Here is a 23,406-nt window from a genome sequence, read left to right as displayed (position 1 = left end):
TTTTGTATACACCTCATACGGAAAACCTGTCTCTTATTAGTCCCAATACATATATTTCCAAATGCTACACTCAACGTGTACCTTCTAATTGTTAATTATTTGTTGACGATTGAAATTAATGTTTTCAAATCGTATCTGTTAAACTTATTCTATTTGAAGAAAAATTTAATTATTCTCCAAATTGTATCCATTGCACATGTATCAATAAACATATCTTTTACCTCTTCCAAACTTACTTGTTTGTTTCTTTCTGAATTTAATTGTATCTAATATTTCTTTTAACTGCAATCCATATGTTCTTAACGCAGTTTTTTTGTTCTTAACGTAGTAAAATCTGTTACGAGTGTAAGTTTTCTGTTCTTAACTTAATCATTTTCGTTCCTAACACATCTACTTCTACATAACCTTCTTACTATCTTTAATTAATCATCAACTTACTTTATCCGCTAACCTTTATATTCACGACCCGTTCAATAAAATTAAATTAGCATTTCTAACAAAAATCTGCCATCAACATATTTGATTTGCATTGTGCCGTTATATTTATCCACTACCCTCCTTATGTTTGAAATACCATATCCATGGTTCTTTTTGTCCTTCTTTGATGTATTTATATTTTTCACATCCACCGGCTGTGATGTATTTTCTATTTTTAAAATTATTCTCTTTTTGTGGTTCTGAATTGTTATTCCTAATTCTTTCTTTCCTTCAAATCGACTAAAAGCCTCTTTAACATTATCCAATGAATTTGCCAGAATAATACATAAATCAGTTTGTTCTATTCCTACTGACTGTGGGAATTTTCCAAGAATCTGAATTTTAACATCATCACCATTTTCCTGTTTGATTGCCTGTACTTCGCCATTAATAATGTAATCCGCAACCACATTTCCTGTCTTATACGTAAAATGTACATCTTTTCTATTTATTAGTTCATTTACATAGTCTCTTGCCTGCTCAACATCATTTTCATTTAACAATGCTGATATTGCATTATAATGCTTATTAACATCATGCCTGAAAGCCCTTAATTCACTATCTTCCGTTATAAGTCTCTCATAATAATTTTTTTGGTATTTCATACACTCTTCATTCAAATCATTAATTTCCATTAAGATTTTTCTTGAGTTTACTACATACACAAACATAACACTCATTGCAATTATTATGACTAAAAATATAACTGCTACAATCATTGCCATTCTTTGAATGCTCAATGTCATTTCACCTAAATAAGCACCCTGAATACATGCAACTACAATTCCTAAAGTTCCCATTACAGCGATAACAAAAATAAGTTCTTTAATCTTTATATTCCTTATTACCTCAGCAATATCTTTTCTTCGTTTATACAAAAATATTGCTGCCATAAAAATTACTATAACTCCTATGCAATTACCATAGATATAAATTTTTCGTTCATAATCAGCATAATCATTTCCAAGTGAAGTAATTCCAACCAGTATCAGCCAAACCATTAAATCTATAAGCGATACTAAAACAAACTCTATAATGAATCCTCTTATAATAGTCTGTATTTTTTCATCAAACAGCACTAAAAGAATTACTATTTGAAATATAACTTCTGCTGTAACAGTAGGCTTATTTACATTAAACAAATAAGCAGCCGTCAAACCTAAAATAGGTATTATTGCATATCTTAATTTACTCTTTCGCAAATTAAATCCCATAATGCCAATTGGAAATACTATGTATTTAATGAAGCTTAAAAATGTGCTTAACACCTTTAATCCATAAATCATTAGCAAAACCTCGCATTCTCTATACAGAAGCTGGTGTATTTTTTCTCAACAGACGCTTTTAATCTGCTACTAATCTGAAGAACTGTTCCTCCATGCATATACACTTTACCATTCTTCATTTCTTCCACCTGTTCCATGTTAACCAGACATCCTCTGAAAATCTTTATAAATCCTACAGTTTCCAATCTGTCCTCTAAGGCTTTCATACTTTCTCTCAGTAAAAATTCCTGTCCGTCTGTAAGATACAAATTACAATAAATATGCTCTGATTTAATGTATTCAATATTTCTACTGTCTATGCCTTCTATAAGAACTGTTCCTCTTACTATCTTTAAAGCTCTCTCTAAAACTACCGGCAACTGATCTTCTATGTATTTCTTTGTAACAAATCCAATAACATTTACTCCAAATGCCTGAGCCATCATCTCTTCATGGCTCGTTGCAAAAATAATTACTGTATTACTCTTTGCATTCTCTAATTTTTCTTTTACTGCAATACCACCTACCATAGGCATTTCGATATCAAGTATTAAAATATCTATGTTCTGATCAGTAATTTCCTGTCCGTCTTTATATTTTTTTATAATTGTTTCTTCGTTGTATTTCTTCGTGACGTCTTTACATACTCTCTCTATTCTTTCCCTCATTATATTATCGTCGTCACATATTCCTATAAACATATTTCATTTCTCCTAAATAAAAATCGTCTATATTTTATCTGTTTGTATTATTTTTATTTTTCGTATCTATAATGCATACACAATGCCAATTGCATCTTGCGACCCATCATTATTTTATTAAAATACCCTACTATATATTTTAATATAAATACAAATATCTTCAACTGTTTTTTATCGACTTTTCCGATTACTTATTACTTTTTCCTACTTTTTTAATCTATCAAAATAAAATCTTTATATAAATATGTTGTTTCTATAAAAAATACCTAAAAAAACACTTTTTTGTGTAATTTCAGGTATCTCTGATTTATTATTTTCTTCCAAATAATGAAAACTTCTTTTTTTCATATGGTTGTGTTTCTATCGACAATACCTTATATCCTGTATCATCAATAGCTTTCTTTACAGCCTCTTCATCTATCTTGTCTTCTGAAATAATTTCCGTTATTCCCTTACCGTGAGAAGATGTTACTTTTTTTAATGGTACTGCTTTTCTTACAGCCTCATTAACATGACTTTCACACATTCCACACATCATTCCATCTACTTTTACAACTGTTTTATACATAATTATGCCTCTTTCTCATACCCTATAGGGGTATAGTTTTTTTTTTCATTCCATACTATATCGCTATGATTATGTATTGTCAAGCAAATGTAGATAAGCCTTATTATTGTCTACCTTCTTCTTTCAAATATGCCTTTTCCTATGCAAGGTGCCATATCTAATACGGCACCCGCATAATATTTGAATGAAAAAGAAATGAGTCATTTCCTGATGTAGGTGTTTTTAATGTGAAACTACAACGTAATTTCACTTTAGACATCTTATTTAACACTATTTAGTTTCCCAGACTAATTAATGACACGGAGTTATTAAGATGTCTTCTATCAAAATATGAACTTGTAGGCTTTTAACTGACTTATTTAAGCCTGTGATTGTATAATAACAAAGCTTAGTCAATTTCAAATATATTCCATGTAAAATTTATGGAAAATTTTACATATAAAAATTGCTAGCTTAACAATATCCTATCATTATCAAATTCTTTTTGTTTCTTCATTGAATACATCTTAATCATGTCTTCCATTGTCATGTTGTCTCTTTCATCTCCTGACAAATCAAGAAGTATTTCCCCTGAATCAAGCATAATCGTTCTTGTTCCTGTTGTTAATGACTGCTTCATGTTATGAGTAATCATCATTGTTGTTATATTATTTTCACTTACAATTGTCTTTGTAATGTCCATAACCTTCTGTGCCGTTGCAGGATCAAGAGCTGCTGTATGTTCATCTAACAGTAATAATTTAGGAATTGACAAAGTACACATAAGCAGTGTTACAACCTGTCTCTGTCCTCCTGAAAGCAAACCTATTTTTGTTTTCATTCTGTCTTCAATCCCCATATTATAACGTGCAAGATTTTCTCTGAAAAATTCAACTTTCTTTTTAGTAATTGCTCTTGCAAATGGATTTGAACCCTTAGATGCTCTTGAATATGCTAAAGCAAGATTTTCTTCTATTGTCATATTAGGAGCTGTTCCTTTCATTGGATCCTGAAATACTCTTCCAATAACTTTAGCTCTTGAATGTTCACTGTCATAAGTTATGTCTTTCCCATCAAGCAAAATATGACCTGAATCAACCATAAAACTACCACATATAGCATTGAACAATGTACTTTTACCGGCTCCGTTTGAGCCTACAATTGTTACAAATTCGCCATCTTCTAACTTAAGGCTCATATTGTTAATTGCTACATGCTCATTTACTGTCCCTTTTTCAAATGTCTTTGAAATATTCTGAATATCTAACATTATTTCGCCGCCTTTCTCTGTTTTGTCTCTGCAATTTTCTGTTTTATTGCAGGAACCGCCAGTGTAATTGCTACGATTAATGCACATGTAAATTTCATAAGATTACTGCTCAAATCTCCAAATAAATTTTCTCTAATTACAAATGCAACAATTATTTTGTAAACAATTGAACCTACAACTGCTGAAATCATTCCAATAGTTGCTCCTCTTTTTCCAAATACGGCTTCACCTATAATAACTGCAGCCAAGCCATATATAAGTGTTCCATTTGCTGTATTTATATCTGCATATCCAACACTTTGTGATGCCATTGCTCCTGCAAGTCCTATTAAGGCATTTGCAAGCATAAGTCCTATAATCTTTGTTCTGTCAACATTAATTGAAGATGCTCTGACCATATCAGGATTATCTCCTGTAGCTCGTATACAAAGTCCAATATGTGTCTTAAAGAACCATATTATTAATGATAAAACTACGATTACAATTATCAAACTAACTACTGATTTTACAACACTTGTTTCAAATTGTCCTCGAATTGCAAATATCTCTTTTACTTTTTCAAATATAGTAATCTTGTTATAACTTAAGTTCGTTGTTGCACCTTTTTCCGTAAGGGAATAACATACAAGATTTATCGAGTACAATCCACTCATTGTTATTATTCCCGCAAGTACAGGATGTACCTGCAACTTAGTCTGCAATAAACCTGTAATTGCTCCTGCTACTGCTCCTGCCACAATTCCTGCAAATAATGCAAGAATAGGGTGTCCGTTTAATGCAACTAATACTGAAATAACTGCTCCGAATCCAAAACTTCCTTCTGTTGTCAAATCAGGTATATCTAATATTCTAAGTGATATATATATTCCCATTGCCAACAATCCATAGATCAAGCAATCCGGAATGTTTGATATATAATACTGTAATTCAATCATCTTTGTTCCTCTTTAGTTCTCAATTAACTTAACTTCATAATCTGTTTTAATGTTATCTTCGCTAATTCCTAATACTTCCATTGTAGCTTTGTTAACTGTGCAATAATCAATTCCTACAACCTGTGCCGGAATATCTTCAACTTTCTTTCCATTTACATAGTCCATTGCAATATCAACTGTTTTCTTACCAATTCCCTTATCATCAATTGCTAATGTTGCAAAACAGCCTGAAACAACTGTTGTTGCTGATGAACAATATGTTGGAATTTTCTTTTCTTTGCAAATATCTGTTAATGTACTAATTCCGTCCTGAATAATTGAATCATTTGGAATAAATATCATATCTACACCTTCTGCTACTAATGCATTTGTTGCAGATTCTACATCATTTGATGTTGGTGCTGTTTTTTCAACATATTCAACGCTTGTTTTGCCTAAATATTCTTCACACTGCTTTGCTGTGTTTGTTGCATTATCCTCATTTCCGCTATAAATGATACCAACCTTCTTTGCCGGTGTTACTGACTGAGCAAAATCAATAATGTCTGATACAGGAATTGCATTAGATGTTCCTGTTGCATTCTTATCCGGTTTATCCATGTCTGTAATTACTCCTGCTGCTACAGGTGCTGATACAGCACAGAAAAATACAGGTGTATCTGTTTCTGTATTAACCATAGCCTGTGTAGGAGGTGTGGCAATAGTAAATACCATATCATATGTTCCATCTGTCATATTTGTCACAATTGTTGTAAGTGCTGTTGAATCGCCTGCTGCACATTTATATTCTATCTGTGAATCCTCATATCCCTGTGCTTTTAATTCATCAATAATACCATCTCTCATATCTGTAAAAGCTCCATTTTCAATCATTGAAACTACACCAACTTTTACTTTTCCATCTCCATTAGTGTCCTTTGAATCAGTCTTTCCTGAACTGTTGCTTCCGTTTCCTCCGCATCCTGTAAATGCTGTTGCTACCATTCCTACTGTTAATAAAACGCTCAAAACTTTCTTCATCTTTCTCATCTTTTTTCTCCTTTTCTTCACTTTGAGTTTTTTAACAATCTGGATAACCTCTAGAGTATTTATTGCATAAAAAAATCCTTAACAATAACACTTAACAAAATGTTATCATCAAGGACGAAAATACTAAAATAATATTCCGCGGTGCCACCTTGATTCGTAAGAAAAATATCTTACACACTCAACGAGTACTATCATACTCTGTGCAACTTACGTATGCCTTCACGTCACAGAATACTAACAAATATAATGCTTTGTTCTGTGCCCTCTGCGGTCCATTTATGTGAGCTGCGTTCTGCAAGGATTCCACCAGCCCTTGCTCTCTGTAAGTGCACGATTCACTTTTACCTCCGCATCAACGGTTTTAATGGTCATCTATATCGTTGTTTTGAATTATAACGCTATAAAAAATACAAGTCAATTATTTTTTTATATTTTTGCCACCTAAAATTTTACACTAACTTATATTTTCTATACGTTTAAATTTTTGCCGTGAAGCAAAATTTATTTCTACTTAAAATTTGTGATAGTGGATTTTAGGCTTACATTATTTTCAAATAAAAATTAAGCATATACTAAAAGATGCCGAAACTATTGAGTGCTACGCACCACAATTCCGGCATCTTTTTTTAATTACTTAACGAATTTATTATCTATATCTTTTACAGATTTTACTTTTTTGTACTTCTGCTCTTTTGCTGCTTTTTCTTTAATTTTATCTAACTCTTTGTTCCACGCTTTTGTACCCGACTCATTGTTTACATCCGTACCTGGCTTCTTAACATAATCACTTTCCAATGATTCAACGTACTTTTGAATCGGCAACTGCTTCTGATATACTTCTTTTTCATAAGCCCAATACTCATCTTCTGAATCAAACTGTGCTATCACTTTTTTTACATCATCGGCATTCTCAGCTTCATCTGACATTTTCTTCAAATCAGCAATATAATTATCCACTTCTTCATCTGTAACATCAAAACCTGCTTTTATTGCCTTAACATACATTGCATTAAATTCTTCCATATATTTTACAGCTTCTTTTTCTGCCGTCTTCTCACTTTCTCCCTTAAGCATATAAAAAGCCTTTGAAACTTCTATTTCCCTTTTAGTTATTAAAATATCTTTCCCACACTCAAATATTTCATCTGATGCAGAATATGTTTGTGCTGCCGGTCCGTCAGTTGCAATTCTAAATTTACCTTTACTTCCTGATGTTTCATTTTTGCTGTCATCACTTAAAATTTTACCCCATTGTGACATTACATCATTACCACCAAGTGCAGTCTTTATTGGAAAATAAGCTATAACTCCTGCAACAGCTACACATAATGCAATAATACTGATTTTCTTTTTCATAAACCACCTCCAAAGTTCTTCCTACTATTTCATTTTTTCTAATTTGCCCATTGAGCAGGCAACCATTTCTTTTGTAATTTTATAAGGATTATGCTCTATATCTTTCATGGCAACTGCATTTTCAGCCAATTCTTCTAACTTGTCCTTTCCAAATTCTAAATCTGCAAGGCATGTTGGAAGACCTACATCTTTACTAAACTTATACACTTTTTCAAAGTCTTCTTCATTCTTATCTACAAGCAGCAAATTTAATACACCATAACTTACTACTTCTCCGTGCAAATGATTCTTTTCTATGTGTGGATATGCCGTAAGAGAATAAAATATTGCATGAGCAAGTCCTGTGTTGTAATCAATTATATGCTCTGCAGTCAAAAATATAGATGCAATACCGGTTGAAACTATAATTGCTAATACAACCTGTTCATAGGCATATGAAACTTCCTGCGCATTATTTGATTCCATTGCTTCTTTTCCATATCGAAGAACCGGTTCATAACACATTTTACTTACATCTACACCCATCTGTGTATAGTGATTTAATTCTTCTCCTCTTGAAGACATTGAACTTTCAAAGTACTTTGCCATAGTATCACCCATTCCTGCCCACATATATCTTGAAGGGGAATGTACTAAAATATCCGTATCAATAAATGCATGTACCGGTGGTGCCTGAAAGAAAAACGGTTCTTTAAATCTTCCATCAGGATAGTACATAATGGAAACACTTGTGCAGGCAGAACAGTTTGACGCTATTGTTGGGAATGAAAATACAGGTTTACCACATTTTACCCCAAGACATTTTCCAGTATCTGTTGATTTTCCTCCACCAATTGAGAAAATCATATCTGCTTGTTTTACCAAATCATTTTCCATTAATTTTTCTACATTTTCGTAAGTTGCTTCTCCACCATACCAGATAAAATCTAATATTTCTAATTTTGATTCTTTGCAGGCTGCTATTATTTTATCCTTTGCGGCTGCAATTGCTTTATGCCCACCTATAGCAATAACCTTTGTACCATATGGCTCACAAATTTCAGATATTTTATTATATATTTTATCTCCAATTGAATAGCTTGGAAGATGCATACTGTAATTTTCCATTTATTTTATGTCTCCTTTGCTAAAGTAAAATTAATATTATAGGTAAAGGCAGATTATAAATAACTCTGTGAATATTCCTAAGTCATTCACAAAATGAGCATCAATCCTTTATGCTTTTGCCCTATCATATAAAGTATAGCACAAATCCGAGAATTTTTTCACTTAATAAAAACATTGCTTATTTAACGTTTTAGCGATAATATTTTTAATGACTATCTACACATTTACAAATTCCGGAGGTTTTTCAAATGATAAATATATCCGTTCTTTTTAATCAGCTCATTATGCTTTTTTTAATTATATGTACCGGATATCTTGCATATAAATTACAGTATTTTGACGAACTTACTAATAAGAAATTAAATAAACTGGTTGTAAATATAACCCTACCCATGACAACAATAGATTCTGTTTTGTCTATGGCACAACGTCCTAAAGGTTCAACTGTGTTATTCGTATTTATTGCTTCAATTATTTTATACGCAGTATTACCTATTATCAGTTTTATAATAATTAAATTAATTAAAATGCCTTTCAATACACAAGGCATATATACTTTTATGCTAACTTTTTCAAATGTAGGATTTATGGGTTTTCCTGTTATTCAGGCTGCATTTGGCTCTGAGCAGGGAACTACCGCTGTATTTTATGCAGCCATTCTCAACATTATATTTACCTGTTGTACATTTACTTATGGAGTAGTTTTAATAGGATATGGGACTGCGAAAAAGATGGCCTTTACATTAAAAAACATATTATCACCAGGTATAATATGCTCTTTGCTTTCCATTGTAATTTATGCATTAGACATAAGTTTTCCTATTCCTATAACAAATGCAATATCAATACTTGGTAATCTGACCTCACCACTTGCAATGATGTTAATTGGTTCAACGTTAGCATCTATGAAAATAGGTGAAATATTTAAAGATAAAAGAGTTTACTTATTTACATTTGTCAAGCTAATTATTATTCCACTAATTTGTTATCCATTATTTCAACTATTCATTAAAGATACTTTAGTTAGAAATGTCTTTTTTATTGAATCACTAATGCCTGTAGCAAATACAGCACTTATATTTGCCACAGAATATGATTTAGACAAAAAATTAACTTCAAGAACTATTTTTTTAACAACACTTTTATCTCTATTTACAATCCCTGCATTTTTATATTTATTTGCAGTTTAATCTATTTTATAATATAGAATCTTCTAATTATTTTGTGTTTGGTGTCTTTACAAAAAAAATCAGAAGCAATATTGCGTTTATTAAATTCACAATATTACTTCTGATTTTTTTACTAAAAGTGTATTTTATATTTATAAATTTTTATAAAACTGTTGTTCGTTATAGTTAATATAAACTTATTTGGTATATTAAACTGCTTATTCTATATCTTATATTCTCTAAATAACCATGAACAAAGTTCCTGACGTGATAAGTATGCATCCTATAATTGATTTTGATGTAAAATCTTCATGTAAAAATACAAAAGCCATAATCAAAGTTATCACTACACTTAATTTGTCTATTGGAACTACCTTTGACGCATCTCCCATCTGTAATGCTTTATAGTAGCACAACCATGAAGCTCCTGTGGCCAGCCCTGACAAAATCAAAAATATCCAACTTTTCTTTCCTATTTCCGTAATTCCCGATTGATTATTAGTCAGAAATACCATTGCCCATGCCATAATTAAAACTACCAGAGTTCTTATGGCTGTAGCCAGATTAGAATTAACTCCATCTATTCCAACTTTAGCAAGTATAGATGTTAAAGCTGCAAATACAGATGACAAAATTGCAAATACCAACCACATTGTCATTCACCTCTATCTTCCGCAACAATATTTATATTTCTTTCCACTTCCGCAAGGGCATTTATCATTAGGATAAACTTTCTTTGTCTTAACAACCGGCTGATTAACTAATCTTTTGCCCATATTGTCAAATGTCCAAGGAATTGAATCATCTATTCTGGTAGGATTAGAAATTACCTTTCTTGCTGCTTTATTTTCGCCGGTGTTTTCTTTAACTACAGAACTTACTAATTCAACATTAGAAGGGCCATTAGGAAGTTCTCCATAAACACCTATTGTATTTATTTCCTCAACAGTTGGAATATAATATTTACTTTCATCTTTTATAGAATTGTCTTCTGAATCAGACAATCTCTTATGAGATACAACGTTATCATTAACTTCAAATTCATTATATACTTCCGGTATACTTTCAATTCTGTTAATTAACTCTTCTGTGCTTTCATTATAATTAATTCCATCTTTCATAATCTGCATAAGCAAATCTATCGAAATCTTTCCATATAATACACACATTGTTCTCAAACTGCTTAATAAGAAACTGGTCACTTTACGTTTCTCATTAAACTCTTTATTTTCTATTTTTTCAAGTACTGCCTGAACTTCTACCGGCACTACTATTTCACCATTATTCATTCCGCCTAAATAACCGGCTGCATATAATTTTTCATATAAAGCATCGTTAGACTTTCCACCTTCAGTTGAAGTAATTTCTTTTTTAACCGCTTCAATTTCTTCATTTGTAAGATATTGGAAATATTTTTCTACTTCTTCGTCATTCAACATATGTTCTACAATTTTATCAATCAATTGTTCTTTATTAAGTGTTGAATAACCTCTTATCTTTTTCTGCTTAGCAATGTCTTTTAATTCATTTTTGAGAAAATCATTAAAAATTTCTTTTAAAGCTGTACCTTTTTTCATTAATTTAAATCCTCTCTTCTAAACGTTTAATATTTCCCTAGTTCGCGTTGATAAGCTCTTATATTATCTGCTATTTTCAACTCTAAGAACGCTTGTTTGCCGATAAAAGTATAGCAAACTCAATTATTTTTTTCAATTGTTTTATTAAATTGAAGGTTATCATTCATATAAACCATTAGTTAATTTTTCAAATTTTATATTTCCTATTTCTAAATTTTATACTTATTTGATTTTTAATTCGTCAAATATTGAGTATGTATCACCAATATTTCTTTTAAATTATATGTTTTTTTACTAAAAAACGCACATTTTTTCATATTATCAGCAATTTTCTGTATTTTTTCATTTAAACAACATACCTTTTACTTTTTTTCTTTAATTCGACAAATATCTTTCTATACTCTACACATCTTTGGGTGTGGTTTTAGTGTGAATTTATTTCATTACTATTCCTGCCGTAAATCTTATGGCAGAAGAATGGAGAATTAATATGCAAAGTCTTATCGATGAATTAAAAGATGAATACGGCTACAGCAGTTATGATATAGCAATGGTAAAATATGTACTTACAAGCATCTTTTATGAATTTTCAAAACTTATTATTTTCGGTATATTTTTTGGATTTTTAGGTTATTTTAAATCATTCTTAGTTTCTTTGATTTTGCTTTTATTTTTAAGAATTAACATCGGCGGAATTCATTGTAAACATTATATTACATGTTTTTTATTAACATTTGTCGTTTTATTTTCTTCAATTATACTACTTCCCAAACTTTTATTTGTAGCACCTATATTAATAATTTCCATATGTACAATATGTATGATTATCAATTATAAAATAGGTCCAATAGCATCACCGTTCAGACCTTCGCCTGACAGTATTTTGATTAAGAAATGTCAAAATACCGGATTTGTTATAATTTTTATTTTTATTATTTTTGTTAGCTTTTTCCATGAATTCAGCTTATTTGCTACATACTTTCAAGTTGGATTCTGGACTATTGTGTTACATACAGCGCAATTATTTATTGCTAAAATCTCAAAAAAGGAGGAATGTGCTAATGCGTAAATTCAAACTTTCTACTTTAAACACACTTTGTACATTGTGTTTAGCATTATCATGGGGTTTTAAATTTTCAAAAGTTAGCTTTTGTTTCTTTGGGGAACCTAAACTTCCTCGCAAAGAAGACTTTGAATAATTAACCTTCATAATCTTTTACTCCAAAAAATCTGCCTTCATTGACACACCCGACAGTCTGTATGACCGTCATTACAATGAAAGGCAGATTTTTATTTGTTGATTATTACGATGTAGACACAAAATTATTATGTTGTGGCAAAAGGCCTCAACTTTGATGCCTATGGAATTTATTTTTCAATTATTACTGAAAACTTTATTGTATTTCCAATTTTAGTCATTATGTTTTCTACTAAAATATCAAACTTATATTTATCCTGATATTCTTTTATTTTGTTAAGACCAATTCCTCTATCTTCACCTTTTGTAGAATATCCTTTTTCAAACATCTTAATTATCTCATCCTCCGTACAATATGTATAAGGATTTGAGACCTCAACTATTACTTTCTTTTCAGTTTCAGCTATTTTAATTGTAATGTTTTCTTTTTTTTCACAGTCATTATTGCCCTTTACACTTCCTTCATTTCCACACTCATTATTATCTTTTATATTTTCCCGGTTATTTTGTGTAGTTTTATTTGAAAGAATTGCATCTCTTGCATTATCTATTAATATTCCAAGAATTTCTATGAAATCATAAACTGATATGTATTTAAATTCTCCAGTGCATAAATTTACATCATACGTTGTTTCTACACCCATATTTTCAGTTTCTTTTAATTTGCCAAATAAAAATCCTGCGATAATAGGTTCATTAATTCTATATAAAATACTATTATACTTATTTTCTTCAGAGATTCTGTTCTTATATTCATTCTTTCGCTGTTTTATCTTTTCATTGTTTTCTTCATTTTCCAGAGCTGATAAAGCAAGCAAATGATTATTAAAATCGTGCTGATTTTTACGTACAACATCTATCAGACTTTTAAAGGAATCATTATATATTCTAGTCATTTCTAACTGCTTTTGCTTTAATTTAACTTCGTAAGTTGACTGCTGCCATCTATAGATGGCAAATATTACTATAACAAACAATAATCCTCCTGTAAGATATGCATCTGTCATAATAAAATTGTCTTTTTTGAACTTATAAAGATAATATGCAAGAATTAATCCATTTACTAATATACACACCATCCCCCTCTTTTCTTTATCAACAATTATATTGTGTAATATCTTATATAATTTTGATTTCTGTGAAAAGAATACAAATATCAGAACAGCTATGTTTATAAACAATGCCATAAAATTTTCATTTTTAATGAACTTATAAATAAGAAGACTTGCAGGTATGTACATTATCATTTGCGTAACTGATACAATGAGCATTGTCAACATGCAGTTATAAACAGAATTTACAATACTGTCACCAAACTGAAGCATCGAATAAATAATGAAAAACAAATACATTATTAACATTGTCTCTTTAAAAAGCACTTCTTCATTAACTAAATACATATAAATTATCTCTAAACTTATAAAACTTAATGTATAAATGGAAATTATATTTTTTCGACCATATAAGTTATGTATGCATATTATTACAGATATTATTTCAAAAAAATAAATTAAAATCTCACTCATTTTTCAACCTGCTCATAAATTCTTTTTTTAATCTAGGGCCTATTTCAAGTTCTCCATAATTATTTATAAGTTTAATATATCTGTTAACTGAGTCTATACTTAAAATATAGTTCATATTTACAACAACATGTTTATTACATTGTGCAAAATTGTTATCTCCTAACTCCTGAATAATACTCTTACATGACGCATATGGTGCCTTATGTACTCCATCTGTGCAATGATATTCTATGTACCTGTTTCTGTTCTCTACATATACAATATCTTTTGTCTGAAGTGAGAACAAAATTCCGTCTCTTTTATAATATATTATCTTCGATTCTTCCTTCGGAGTTTCAAATTCTAATACTTCTTTAACTGTATCCATAAGTTCATTGATGTCATAAGATTTTTCAAAGTAGCGATAACAGTGCAAATAACTGTATGAATGTAACTTAGGGTCTTCTAAAGATGATGTGATTATAATTGGTGTAAATTTGTATTCAGGTATGGTTCGTATTCTTTCAACGAATTTAATTCCTGACACATCTCCTAAAGCATTTGTATCAAGAATTATATCCACTATAAATACGCTTATATTTTCTTCTAACGCATATTTATATGCCTGCGCACTATCTTTTGCCTTGTAAACATTTATGTCGGTAATATTTGATAATTTGCTACAAATCATATCCATGTATTGTTCACTATCTTCTATAACCAGAATATTTTTCTTCTGCACTGTCATTGATTATTTTCCTCTTCTTTTAGGTTTTTACTCATATTGGTTCTGTAAAATTCAGCTTATTTATCAATGATACTATGGATGTGTGCGTTTTTTCAAGTTACAATAATTTTTTATTTTTCTTTTTTAATAAAATACTTGCTCTTATTCCAATATGGCTATCTATAACTCCGATACTACTTAAATCCTGTAGCAATTAATTCTGGTAGTGTTTAGCCTGAGTATTGTACATATTAAAATAAAATCCGTTTGTATTTTCCATTAATTTGTCATGACTTCCGTCCTCAATTATTGTACCACCGTCAAAAACTATTATTCTGTCGCAGAATCTACAGGATGAAAGTCTATGGGATATATAAACTGCTGTTTTTCCACCAACAAGCTTATCAAAGTTGTTATAGACCTCAAATTCAGCGATTGGATCTAAGGCTGCTGTAGGTTCGTCAAGTACTACTACCGGTGCATCCTTATACAATGCCCTGACAATTGCAAGCTTCTGAGCCTGACCACCTGATGGTTCAACTCCTGACTCATCAAACATTTTATAAAGGTTTGTATTTTGCTTATTTTCCAAAGAATTAATCCAACCGTCAATCTCTACTATTTTGCACAGTTCATTAATCTTATTTTCAACATTAGAATATTTATTCTGTCCCATATCGCCATTGGCATATTCTTTCTGTTCCATATCAACATTTGAATATTCTTTCTGTTCCATATCGCCATTGGCATATTTATTCTGTCCCATATCAATATTATCCTTTATGGAAAATGCCATAAGCCTGTAATCCTGAAAAACTACTGAAAGTAAATCTAAATATTTAGAGTATTCTATATCATTTATATTTACTCCATTTACAAGAATTTCTCCTTCTGTAACTTCATATAATCTGCAAAGAAGTTTTATGAAAGTTGTCTTTCCTGCGCCATTTTTTCCTACTATTGAAAGATGTTCTCCCGGATGTATTGATGTATTTATGTTTTTTAAAATATAAACATCTGTATTAGGATATTTAAAACTTACATTTTTAAATTCTATAGATACACCATCATTAACATTTGGAACTTCTGCATTTTTACTTTTCTCATATTTTATATCAATTTCAGCTTTTTCAATATAATCAAGATAATATTTTAGAATTGATGCTGTATACTTTAATCCCATTAATCCTCTTGAAATATTATAAAGTGCTTCCGTAAACTTAATAACTGCCTGTGTAAGGCTGCTAAAATCTCCGATTGTAATCTTTCCTGTTAATGTATTTACACCAAGAATAATATAAACTGCTATATTACAAATCTCCGTTGATGTTATTGAAATTTTTTCATTATTCCATATTTTTTTCATGCTTCTTTTTGAAAGATTATATTGCTTAGTACTCTGTTCCTTCTGGTTATCAATAATCATATTATCTGCATTATAAATTCTAATATCCTTGGCATACTCACCTGTTGTAAGTTCATCCAGATAATAATCAACAACACGGTCTATTTCCATTGCTTCAGAGAAATAATTTTCCTTTAATTTTGTTGTTTTCATTGTCATATATGTATTAATAACGAAACTTAAAAATACAGGAATAAGTAACCATACTGAGCAATTAACAACTATATACATAACCCCTGCAAGCACTAATATATTACTTATAAGTCCTACGATTCCGTCTGTAAGTCCCTGTATAAGGTTAGTTTGTTCAAATGCCCGTCCTGCTTTATTTACACTGTCTAGCATTTCAGAATTTTCAGTATACTCAAACTTCATTTGCATAGTATTAAAACTTATTTCCATTTGAAGCATTCTGTCAAAACGGTCATTACAATAATTCTGCTTCTCATTTGCAAACTTTCCTACTACTGCATAAAGATAAGTTCCAATGCAGATAAAAGCTACCCAGAAAATTATCATACCAATGTTTCTGTTCTGCTCATATACGATTTCATTAATTAAATATTTTGAGCCGATAATAGAAACAAAAGGTCCTGCTGTGTTAACTATAACTGACAACAAAATATAAAAGTAATAGATTGGAAGCTTTTTCCATGCAAACTTTGCAAAATATCCGGTGCAAAAAGCTATGTCTTTAATTCCACTAAATAATTTTTTTAGCATGTTACTCCCTCCTTCTCACTTTTGTAATACTGTGCCTGAATCTGAAACATATCACTATATTTTCCGCCAGTTTTCATTAATTCATCATGTGTTCCCTCTTCAATAATTTTTCCATCCTCAAACATAACTATTTTGTCACAAAATCTTGTGCTTGAAAGTCTGTGAGAAATAAAAATTGCAGTCTTTCCCTTTACCATTTCGTTAAATTCCTGATACATTTTGTCTTCTGCCAATGCATCAAGTGCCGCTGTAGGTTCATCAAGTACAAGTACCTCCCTGTCACTGTATAATGCTCTTGCCATAGCAAGTCTTTGTCTTTCTCCACCGGAAAAATCCACACCTTTAGGGTCAATAATTCTAAGAAGTGTAGTGTCAATTTTGTTTTCGTACTTGTTAATCTTCTCCTCTAAGTCACTTCTTTTTAATGTTTCCATAACCTTATTTCTGTCAGTTTCATTTTCAGGCTTCATTGAAATGTTCTGCCATACAGGGAAAGCAAATATTTCTATATTCTGAAATACCGGAGCAAAGATATTAAAATATGATTCTCTGTCAAACTGTTTTATATCAACTCCATTAAGTAAAATTCTTCCTTCTGTTGGTTCATATAGTCTCATAAGAAGCTTTGTGAGAGTTGTTTTTCCTGCGCCGTTTATTCCTACTATTGCAAGTTTACTTCCTGCCTCTATTGTGAGGTTAAGATTTTTTAGAATAAATTTATCATGTCCCGGATATTTAAATGAGACATTTTCAAATTTAAATTCGTATTTTTCTAATTTGATATTCTTTATTGTTCCCTCACCCTTTTGATAATCAGGTATCTCCTCTGTCCAATCCATAAATGTTCTAAAATCATCTAACTGCATTCTGTTCATATTCATCCACACAAGATTACAAAACAGATCCGTCATGGCTGTTGAAAATGCAGCCACTAATCCAATATATAAAACAAAATTAGAAATACTCATGCCCCTAAACATAATCATGTAAATAAGCACTGAATATAGCAATACATTTTGAATTAATCTAAGCATACTCATTTTTGCTTCACACATAATCCACTTACTGTGATGTTTTTTGCAGGCAGCATAATATATTGTGTTAATGTCATTCCACATATTCTGTATAAACTCCTGCATTTTAAACAGTCTTATGTCCTTAGCGTACTTAAAGTCTCTTGCTGTATTTGAAAAATAACTATTTTTTCTATAATTAGATGCCATAGCATCTCTAAATTCTGTCTTGCTCCACTCCATTGTTGAATCTAATATTTTATAGATAAAAAATGAAAGTGCAATTATAACAAGTACAAGCACCGGATTAACTAAAGCTATGGCAAAGCCGGAAATAAATACCATGGTAAGATTGGAAATTATGTTCTGCCCTCTCATGCAATATCCATGGATTCCCTGATATGTATACAATGCCTGTTTTGATCTTTGAGTTAAATCAAGGAAATCCGGATTTTCCATATTTTTAAAATCCGTTGTAAATGATTTTCTAAGATATTTTGAAACTATACCTTTGTACACGTTTTCCCACTGATATTCGCAAACATAACCAGCCTTATAGGCAATAAGATTAAGTATAAGAGTTGCCACTCCCACTATTACCATCACCTTAATCATTACGTCTGTACTAACCTTTTGCTCTACCAATGCTAAAGCAATTTTGGGTATATAAATTCCAATAAGATTGTATAATGAGATTAATATTCCACCGGCAATAATCGCTATAATAAATATTCTGCTAAAACTCCACGTCAGCTTAACTGCATACATGAAATTATTAAGCATTCCATGCTTAGTTGACTGAATTCCTTTTTGTTCCCTATCATGGGATGCAGAAAAGAAATTTTTAAACCTCTCCAATATTTTATTCATAACCTCTCCTTTTTTGTTTTCAGAATATAATTTTCCAGTAATTATTTTGCTTCAGATTTTTCTATCATACCTTAAATTTTTTCTTTTTTTGCCACAATGTAATCATTTGTGTTTTATATGTAATCATTTGTAAAATATTTTTCGCATTTACAAATATCAATATAATAATTGCCCGATTGCCATTTTTATTAACAATTCTTATATTCCATACAAACTTACAGCTACTTCAAATTCTTCTCCTTTATCGATAAATTCTACATACCCACCATATTTATTTACAATATTCTCTATACTTGATACTCCAATTCCATGATTATGCACATCATGTTTACTAGTTTGTTTTATATTCACTAACTCCTTTATCTTGCTGTTGCAGATTTTTATAAACATTGTATTCTTCTTATAAATTATGTCTATTTTAATCCATCTGTCTTCCATATTAATTTTTTTGCAAGATTCTATTGCATTATCTAATATATTTCCTAACAGGATTCCTGCATCTTTATAATCAAGATTAACGGATTTTGGTACTTTAATGTTTACATATGTCTTTATTTTCAAATTTTCTGCCAGGCACATCTTGTGATTTATTATCGTATTTATAACTATATTAGATGTATATAATTTTTTGTTACTCGCATCTAACTCATTAATAATTTTATAAATTTCTTTTGAAATCTCATTATTCTTTTGTGCCTCTGAGCATATCGCTAATAGCATATTTTTCAAATCATGCTTAATTCTTCGTATCTCTTTATTACTTTTTTCCACTTCATTATAATATTGTTCTTTTGCCTGTGCCTCTTGTAACAACATTTCCTTTTCATAATTATCCGATAATGTTTCTGTTACTTTAACAAACATTTTAAACATTAAAACATTACTCGAAATCGTCATAACTATTATCATTAAACACATTATAATAACCGGATTATTCTTACTGTTTTGAATAATATTCATAGCTATACAACATATACAAACACATGTAAGTGGAATAATAACCAGATATTTACTTATACCAAAAGACAATTTAGGGAATTTTATTTTCCTAATTTTACAAATTGCATAAACTATTAAAAAGCGGATAATTTCGCAGATAAAAGAACTTCCATAGTAACGGATAAAATATGGAATTGCCTGTCCTAAAAAATTCAAAACAAAAAATCCTATCAGTTCCGCTACAATTCCAAATCCTATGTACAAAACCGGTAGAATTATATGATACGAAATACTATATGAAAATGAGCAACTATATAGATAAATCATCAATATACATAAAATCAGATTTACATTTGGATTGTGAAACTGATTTACAACACTAATCAAAATTATGCATCCACAAAAAAGAATCGTACAATATTTCTTTTTCATAGTTCTTTTTTCACTAAAGCTCTTAAAATATTTGAAAATAATCAAATAATCAATTATATTTATTATTAAATCATAAATTAAATTCATACCTGCCCCCTTAAATAATTCAAGTGTTTTTTCTTAATTTCTTTTCTATAATCTCTGCTTACATATAGCATCCTGTCATCTTGCAAAATTACATTTTCTCCTATAATCCCTTCGATTTTTGAAAGATTTACAATCAACGATTTATTTAACATTCCAAACATTTCATCATCTAATTGTGACCATATTTCTTTCAATGTCATATTACATTGATATTTTTTATCATCAATTGTATATATCCATACTTTTCTACCATCTTTTTCTAAATAACAAATATCTGAAAATGCAATGTTGTAATTATTTTTTTTGTATGAAAACACAAAGCTCCTTCTCTTTATTTCTAAATAGTTCTTTGTTTTCTCTAATGTATTTTTTATTTTTTCGAAGGTTAACGGTTTTTGTATAAAGTCAAATGTTACGGTTTCAAACACATCAAATACATATTGCGAATGACTGGTCATAAAAATAATTAAAGAATCAACATTTTTCTCTCGAAGTTTTTTTGCAAAATCTATCCCTGACATTTCTTTCATTTCAATATCTAATATAAACACATCAAAATTAACATTATTTTCTGTTATGTATTTCTGTAATTCTTCCGCACAAAAAAACACCTCATATTCCAATGATTTATCGTGAATAATTTGAAGAAATTCTTCAATCTGTTCAATAATCACCCTATCATCATCACAAATTGCAATATTCATTTTCTGACCTTCTCTTTCTTCTTAATAGTAATTTGTAATTATATCATAATTCAATTTCAAAAGCATCTTTATTTGGGCTTAGGTAAACTCGTGCAACTTGCCCTATATTTAACTTATTTTTAAATTTGTAGGGCTTTTAAAATGCTTTGAGCTTAGTTCCACATATTTATGTACTTAGGAAATTTTATTTTAAACGTATAAACTATTTCCAATTATCCCCTATTGTTTAAATATTACGAAATTGTTACAATTCATCTTGTAATTGGCCAGTACAAATCTAAAATAAGGAGGACGAAACTATGTGTTTTAAATTCAATAGCTGTTCCGAGTTATTTAATGCTCTTTGCAATTTATTCAAATTCGGTTGTTAATTAGTTATTAAAGGGTAATTTTCTTTTTTTGCGAATTACCTATATAAGCACAATACGGATAAAATGAACACACATTTCATTTTATCCGTATTTTTTATGTAAATTTTATTCTTCGGTTTTTCCTTATTTCTTATGTAATAAAGTTTAACTAAAACTTTAACCTCATCTGATACCCCACAACATTTCCATGTTTTATTTTACTTTTGTTGTGTTTTTATCTGCTCTATGTTACACTTTTTATACTTGCGATTAAAAAGTATATGAGAGGTAAAAAATTATGAAAAAACACAATAATAAAAGGAGTTCTTTTTCCGGAAAGCTGGGATTTGTATTATCCGCTGCCGGAGCTTCTGTAGGTCTTGGAAATATATGGAGATTTCCATATTTAGCTGCTAAATATGGCGGCGGGATGTTCTTATTAGTATATATCATTCTTGCCCTGACATTTGGATATACAATGATTGTTGCTGAAACATCTATTGGACGTATGACTAAGAAAAGTCCTGTGGGCGCTTTTAAATTTTTTGGCAACTCTAAGTTTGCATCTTTAGGCGGATGGATTAACGCTATTATTCCTATTCTCATTGTTCCATATTATTCTGTAATTGGTGGATGGGTTATTAAATATTTAGCCGAATATATAATTGGCGGCAGCAAATTATTAGCGGGTGATGACTATTTTACTAATTTTATTACAGGTGGTTTTTCTGCTGAAATCTGCTTTATAATATTTACATTTATTACTTTAGCCATTATTTATGCCGGAGTTAGAAATGGTATTGAACGTGTATCAAAATTTATGATGCCTATTTTAATTGTTTTATCAATTATAATTACAATTTATTCTGTGACACGACCTGGTGCTTTAGCCGGAGTAAAATATTTCCTTATTCCTAATTTTGAGAATTTTTCATGGATGACTGTTGTTGCTGCAATGGGACAGATGTTTTATTCTTTATCAATTGCTATGGGAATTTTAATTACATTCGGCTCATACATGAAGAAGGATTTATCAATCGAAGATTCTACTAAAAATGTAGAAATATTTGATACCGCTATTGCGATTATGGCTGGCTTAATGATTATCCCTGCAGTATTTGCTTTCTCTGGTGGTGACCCTGATGCCTTAAATGCAGGTCCTTCATTAATGTTCATCACTATTCCTAAAATGTTTGAAAGCATGGGACTTAGCACGGTTGTTGGAATTTTATTCTTTACATTAGTTTTATTTGCAGCACTTACGAGTTCAATAGCCTTAACTGAAAGTGCAGTTTCAACTTTTCAAGATGAATTTGGATGGGGCAGAAAGAAAGCTACTTTCATTCTTGGTGGAATAATGCTTGTTCTTGGAAGTTTATCAGCTCTTGGTTATGGACCTTTAGCCTGTGTAAAAATCATTGGAATGCAATTTTTAGATTTCTTTGACTTTTTAACAAACTCTGTAATGATGCCAATTGCAGCATTTGCAACCTGTCTTCTTGTTTCAAGAAAAATTGGTCTTAAACGTATTGAAGAAGAAGTTCTTTCAGGCGAAAGTAATTTCCGCAGAAAGAAAATATTTAATTTTATGATTAAATATCTATGTCCTATATTTGCAGCAATTATTCTTCTTAGTTCAATTGCAAATGCATTTGGATGGATTACAATTTAATGATTACGGTGTCTCAATATACGAATATCGAAAATAATCATAGATTTTAATACGTACCTCGCTACTTCTATTCTTTGAAATAGCGGGGTACGTTTTTTATTCTTTCTATATAGTCATTTATATGACTGTAGTTCACTTTCATGGTACAGTTATCAATTCAGATATTGTTCCATGAATAATTCAGGCTTATTATTTTTTATAAACAAAAATAGCCGTCAAGAAGAAAATTTCCCCTTAACGACTATATAAACTACGATTCAATCTTGTTTGTCGCTTTCCTAAACTGGAAATAAAACAAAATTGCAGTAAAGGTTACTGCTATGAAATCTGCTACCGGCTCTGCAAGGT

19 protein-coding genes are annotated in these 23,406 nt (G+C 30.2%); 3 read left to right on the top strand and 16 right to left on the bottom strand.

What is annotated here, in order from left to right:
- Positions 1 to 479 precede the first annotated feature (479 nt).
- The 8 genes from ABMA45_RS00445 to ABMA45_RS00410 form a co-directional block, all read right to left on the bottom strand.
- A complete protein-coding gene (locus ABMA45_RS00445; protein ID WP_022087920.1) occupies positions 480 to 1,763 on the bottom strand; it encodes a sensor histidine kinase in 1,284 nt (427 codons plus the stop codon).
- Positions 1,763 to 2,443 carry a LytR/AlgR family response regulator transcription factor gene (locus ABMA45_RS00440; RefSeq protein ID WP_022087919.1) on the bottom strand — a complete coding sequence of 227 codons (681 nt, stop codon included), beginning with the start codon at positions 2,441 to 2,443 and terminating at the stop codon, positions 1,763 to 1,765. Before ABMA45_RS00440 ends, ABMA45_RS00445 begins: the two co-directional genes overlap by 1 nt.
- Positions 2,444 to 2,753: 310 nt before the next feature.
- Entirely contained in the window at positions 2,754 to 3,011 is a 258-nt protein-coding gene (locus ABMA45_RS00435; protein ID WP_022087918.1) for a heavy-metal-associated domain-containing protein, read from the bottom strand.
- A gap of 448 nt (positions 3,012 to 3,459) precedes the next feature.
- The gene (locus tag ABMA45_RS00430) at positions 3,460 to 4,260 is read right to left on the bottom strand and encodes an ABC transporter ATP-binding protein (RefSeq protein WP_022087917.1); all 801 of its coding nucleotides are present in this window, start codon (positions 4,258 to 4,260) and stop codon (positions 3,460 to 3,462) included.
- A complete protein-coding gene (locus tag ABMA45_RS00425) occupies positions 4,260 to 5,195 on the bottom strand; it encodes an ABC transporter permease (protein WP_022087916.1) in 936 nt (311 codons plus the stop codon). The genes ABMA45_RS00430 and ABMA45_RS00425 overlap by 1 nt, the downstream gene beginning before the upstream one ends.
- Positions 5,196 to 5,207: 12 nt before the next feature.
- Entirely contained in the window at positions 5,208 to 6,224 is a 1,017-nt protein-coding gene (locus tag ABMA45_RS00420) for an ABC transporter substrate-binding protein (RefSeq protein ID WP_022087915.1), read from the bottom strand.
- A 630-nt stretch (positions 6,225 to 6,854) separates the two neighbouring features.
- Positions 6,855 to 7,580 carry a hypothetical protein gene (locus ABMA45_RS00415; RefSeq protein WP_022087914.1) on the bottom strand — a complete coding sequence of 242 codons (726 nt, stop codon included), beginning with the start codon at positions 7,578 to 7,580 and terminating at the stop codon, positions 6,855 to 6,857.
- 24 nt (positions 7,581 to 7,604) lie between these two features.
- On the bottom strand, positions 7,605 to 8,687 hold the full coding sequence (locus tag ABMA45_RS00410; RefSeq protein ID WP_022087913.1) for an iron-containing alcohol dehydrogenase family protein: 1,083 nt from the start codon (positions 8,685 to 8,687) through the stop codon (positions 7,605 to 7,607).
- Positions 8,688 to 8,935: 248 nt separating this feature from the next.
- Between ABMA45_RS00410 and ABMA45_RS00405 the strand changes: the two genes are divergently transcribed.
- The gene (locus tag ABMA45_RS00405; RefSeq protein ID WP_022087912.1) at positions 8,936 to 9,877 is read left to right on the top strand and encodes an AEC family transporter; all 942 of its coding nucleotides are present in this window, start codon (positions 8,936 to 8,938) and stop codon (positions 9,875 to 9,877) included.
- Positions 9,878 to 10,095: 218 nt separating this feature from the next.
- Here the strand turns inward: ABMA45_RS00405 and ABMA45_RS00400 are convergent, their stop codons facing one another.
- Positions 10,096 to 10,509 carry an EamA family transporter gene (locus tag ABMA45_RS00400; RefSeq protein WP_022087911.1) on the bottom strand — a complete coding sequence of 138 codons (414 nt, stop codon included), beginning with the start codon at positions 10,507 to 10,509 and terminating at the stop codon, positions 10,096 to 10,098.
- Positions 10,510 to 10,521: 12 nt separating this feature from the next.
- On the bottom strand, positions 10,522 to 11,433 hold the full coding sequence (locus ABMA45_RS00395) for an SEC-C metal-binding domain-containing protein (protein WP_022087910.1): 912 nt from the start codon (positions 11,431 to 11,433) through the stop codon (positions 10,522 to 10,524).
- A 490-nt stretch (positions 11,434 to 11,923) separates the two neighbouring features.
- Between ABMA45_RS00395 and ABMA45_RS00390 the strand changes: the two genes are divergently transcribed.
- Positions 11,924 to 12,502, top strand: coding sequence for an accessory gene regulator B family protein (locus ABMA45_RS00390; protein ID WP_022087909.1), 579 nt, complete (start codon positions 11,924 to 11,926; stop codon positions 12,500 to 12,502).
- Positions 12,503 to 12,801: 299 nt separating this feature from the next.
- Here the strand turns inward: ABMA45_RS00390 and ABMA45_RS00385 are convergent, their stop codons facing one another.
- The 6 genes from ABMA45_RS00385 to ABMA45_RS00360 form a co-directional block, all read right to left on the bottom strand.
- Positions 12,802 to 14,031, bottom strand: a complete 1,230-nt coding sequence (locus ABMA45_RS00385) for a sensor histidine kinase (RefSeq protein WP_347996377.1) — start codon at positions 14,029 to 14,031, stop codon at positions 12,802 to 12,804.
- A gap of 118 nt (positions 14,032 to 14,149) precedes the next feature.
- Positions 14,150 to 14,884 (bottom strand): LytR/AlgR family response regulator transcription factor, encoded by a 735-nt coding sequence (locus tag ABMA45_RS00380; protein WP_022087906.1) that lies wholly within the window; start codon positions 14,882 to 14,884, stop codon positions 14,150 to 14,152.
- A gap of 193 nt (positions 14,885 to 15,077) precedes the next feature.
- Complete coding sequence (locus tag ABMA45_RS00375) at positions 15,078 to 16,991, bottom strand: ABC transporter ATP-binding protein (protein WP_022087905.1); 1,914 nt, start codon at positions 16,989 to 16,991, stop codon at positions 15,078 to 15,080.
- Positions 16,985 to 18,874: an ABC transporter ATP-binding protein gene (locus ABMA45_RS00370; RefSeq protein WP_022087904.1), complete on the bottom strand. Its 1,890-nt coding sequence runs from the start codon at positions 18,872 to 18,874 to the stop codon at positions 16,985 to 16,987. The genes ABMA45_RS00375 and ABMA45_RS00370 overlap by 7 nt, the downstream gene beginning before the upstream one ends.
- 198 nt (positions 18,875 to 19,072) lie before the next feature.
- Entirely contained in the window at positions 19,073 to 20,332 is a 1,260-nt protein-coding gene (locus ABMA45_RS00365; RefSeq protein WP_022087903.1) for a sensor histidine kinase, read from the bottom strand.
- The gene (locus ABMA45_RS00360) at positions 20,329 to 21,036 is read right to left on the bottom strand and encodes a LytR/AlgR family response regulator transcription factor (protein WP_022087902.1); all 708 of its coding nucleotides are present in this window, start codon (positions 21,034 to 21,036) and stop codon (positions 20,329 to 20,331) included. The genes ABMA45_RS00365 and ABMA45_RS00360 overlap by 4 nt, the downstream gene beginning before the upstream one ends.
- A 648-nt stretch (positions 21,037 to 21,684) precedes the next feature.
- Here ABMA45_RS00360 and ABMA45_RS00355 point away from each other — a divergent pair.
- Positions 21,685 to 23,058 (top strand): sodium-dependent transporter, encoded by a 1,374-nt coding sequence (locus ABMA45_RS00355; RefSeq protein ID WP_022087901.1) that lies wholly within the window; start codon positions 21,685 to 21,687, stop codon positions 23,056 to 23,058.
- The last annotated feature ends 348 nt before the right edge of the window (positions 23,059 to 23,406 follow it).

It is taken from the genome of Eubacterium sp. CAG:156 (assembly GCF_000434315.1).
GTDB lineage: Bacteria > Bacillota > Clostridia > Lachnospirales > Lachnospiraceae > Eubacterium_U > Eubacterium_U album.
Note: the sequence above shows the minus strand (reverse complement) of the source record. Positions and strands in the feature narration are given on the sequence as shown.

Excerpts from the sequence above, each read along its gene's own strand:
- ABMA45_RS00445 (WP_022087920.1), bottom strand. The coding sequence starts at position 1,763 with ATGATTTATGGATTAAAGGTGTTAAGCACATTTTTAAGCTTCATTAAA.
- ABMA45_RS00440 (WP_022087919.1), bottom strand. The coding sequence starts at position 2,443 with ATGTTTATAGGAATATGTGACGACGATAATATAATGAGGGAAAGAATA.
- ABMA45_RS00435 (WP_022087918.1), bottom strand. The coding sequence starts at position 3,011 with ATGTATAAAACAGTTGTAAAAGTAGATGGAATGATGTGTGGAATGTGT.
- ABMA45_RS00430 (WP_022087917.1), bottom strand. The coding sequence starts at position 4,260 with ATGTTAGATATTCAGAATATTTCAAAGACATTTGAAAAAGGGACAGTA.
- ABMA45_RS00425 (WP_022087916.1), bottom strand. The coding sequence starts at position 5,195 with ATGATTGAATTACAGTATTATATATCAAACATTCCGGATTGCTTGATC.
- ABMA45_RS00420 (WP_022087915.1), bottom strand. The coding sequence starts at position 6,224 with ATGAGAAAGATGAAGAAAGTTTTGAGCGTTTTATTAACAGTAGGAATG.
- ABMA45_RS00415 (WP_022087914.1), bottom strand. The coding sequence starts at position 7,580 with ATGAAAAAGAAAATCAGTATTATTGCATTATGTGTAGCTGTTGCAGGA.
- ABMA45_RS00410 (WP_022087913.1), bottom strand. The coding sequence starts at position 8,687 with ATGGAAAATTACAGTATGCATCTTCCAAGCTATTCAATTGGAGATAAA.
- ABMA45_RS00405 (WP_022087912.1), top strand. The coding sequence starts at position 8,936 with ATGATAAATATATCCGTTCTTTTTAATCAGCTCATTATGCTTTTTTTA.
- ABMA45_RS00400 (WP_022087911.1), bottom strand. The coding sequence starts at position 10,509 with ATGTGGTTGGTATTTGCAATTTTGTCATCTGTATTTGCAGCTTTAACA.
- ABMA45_RS00395 (WP_022087910.1), bottom strand. The coding sequence starts at position 11,433 with ATGAAAAAAGGTACAGCTTTAAAAGAAATTTTTAATGATTTTCTCAAA.
- ABMA45_RS00390 (WP_022087909.1), top strand. The coding sequence starts at position 11,924 with ATGCAAAGTCTTATCGATGAATTAAAAGATGAATACGGCTACAGCAGT.
- ABMA45_RS00385 (WP_347996377.1), bottom strand. The coding sequence starts at position 14,031 with ATGTATTTAGTTAATGAAGAAGTGCTTTTTAAAGAGACAATGTTAATA.
- ABMA45_RS00380 (WP_022087906.1), bottom strand. The coding sequence starts at position 14,884 with ATGACAGTGCAGAAGAAAAATATTCTGGTTATAGAAGATAGTGAACAA.
- ABMA45_RS00375 (WP_022087905.1), bottom strand. The coding sequence starts at position 16,991 with ATGCTAAAAAAATTATTTAGTGGAATTAAAGACATAGCTTTTTGCACC.
- ABMA45_RS00370 (WP_022087904.1), bottom strand. The coding sequence starts at position 18,874 with ATGAATAAAATATTGGAGAGGTTTAAAAATTTCTTTTCTGCATCCCAT.
- ABMA45_RS00365 (WP_022087903.1), bottom strand. The coding sequence starts at position 20,332 with ATGAATTTAATTTATGATTTAATAATAAATATAATTGATTATTTGATT.
- ABMA45_RS00360 (WP_022087902.1), bottom strand. The coding sequence starts at position 21,036 with ATGAATATTGCAATTTGTGATGATGATAGGGTGATTATTGAACAGATT.
- ABMA45_RS00355 (WP_022087901.1), top strand. The coding sequence starts at position 21,685 with ATGAAAAAACACAATAATAAAAGGAGTTCTTTTTCCGGAAAGCTGGGA.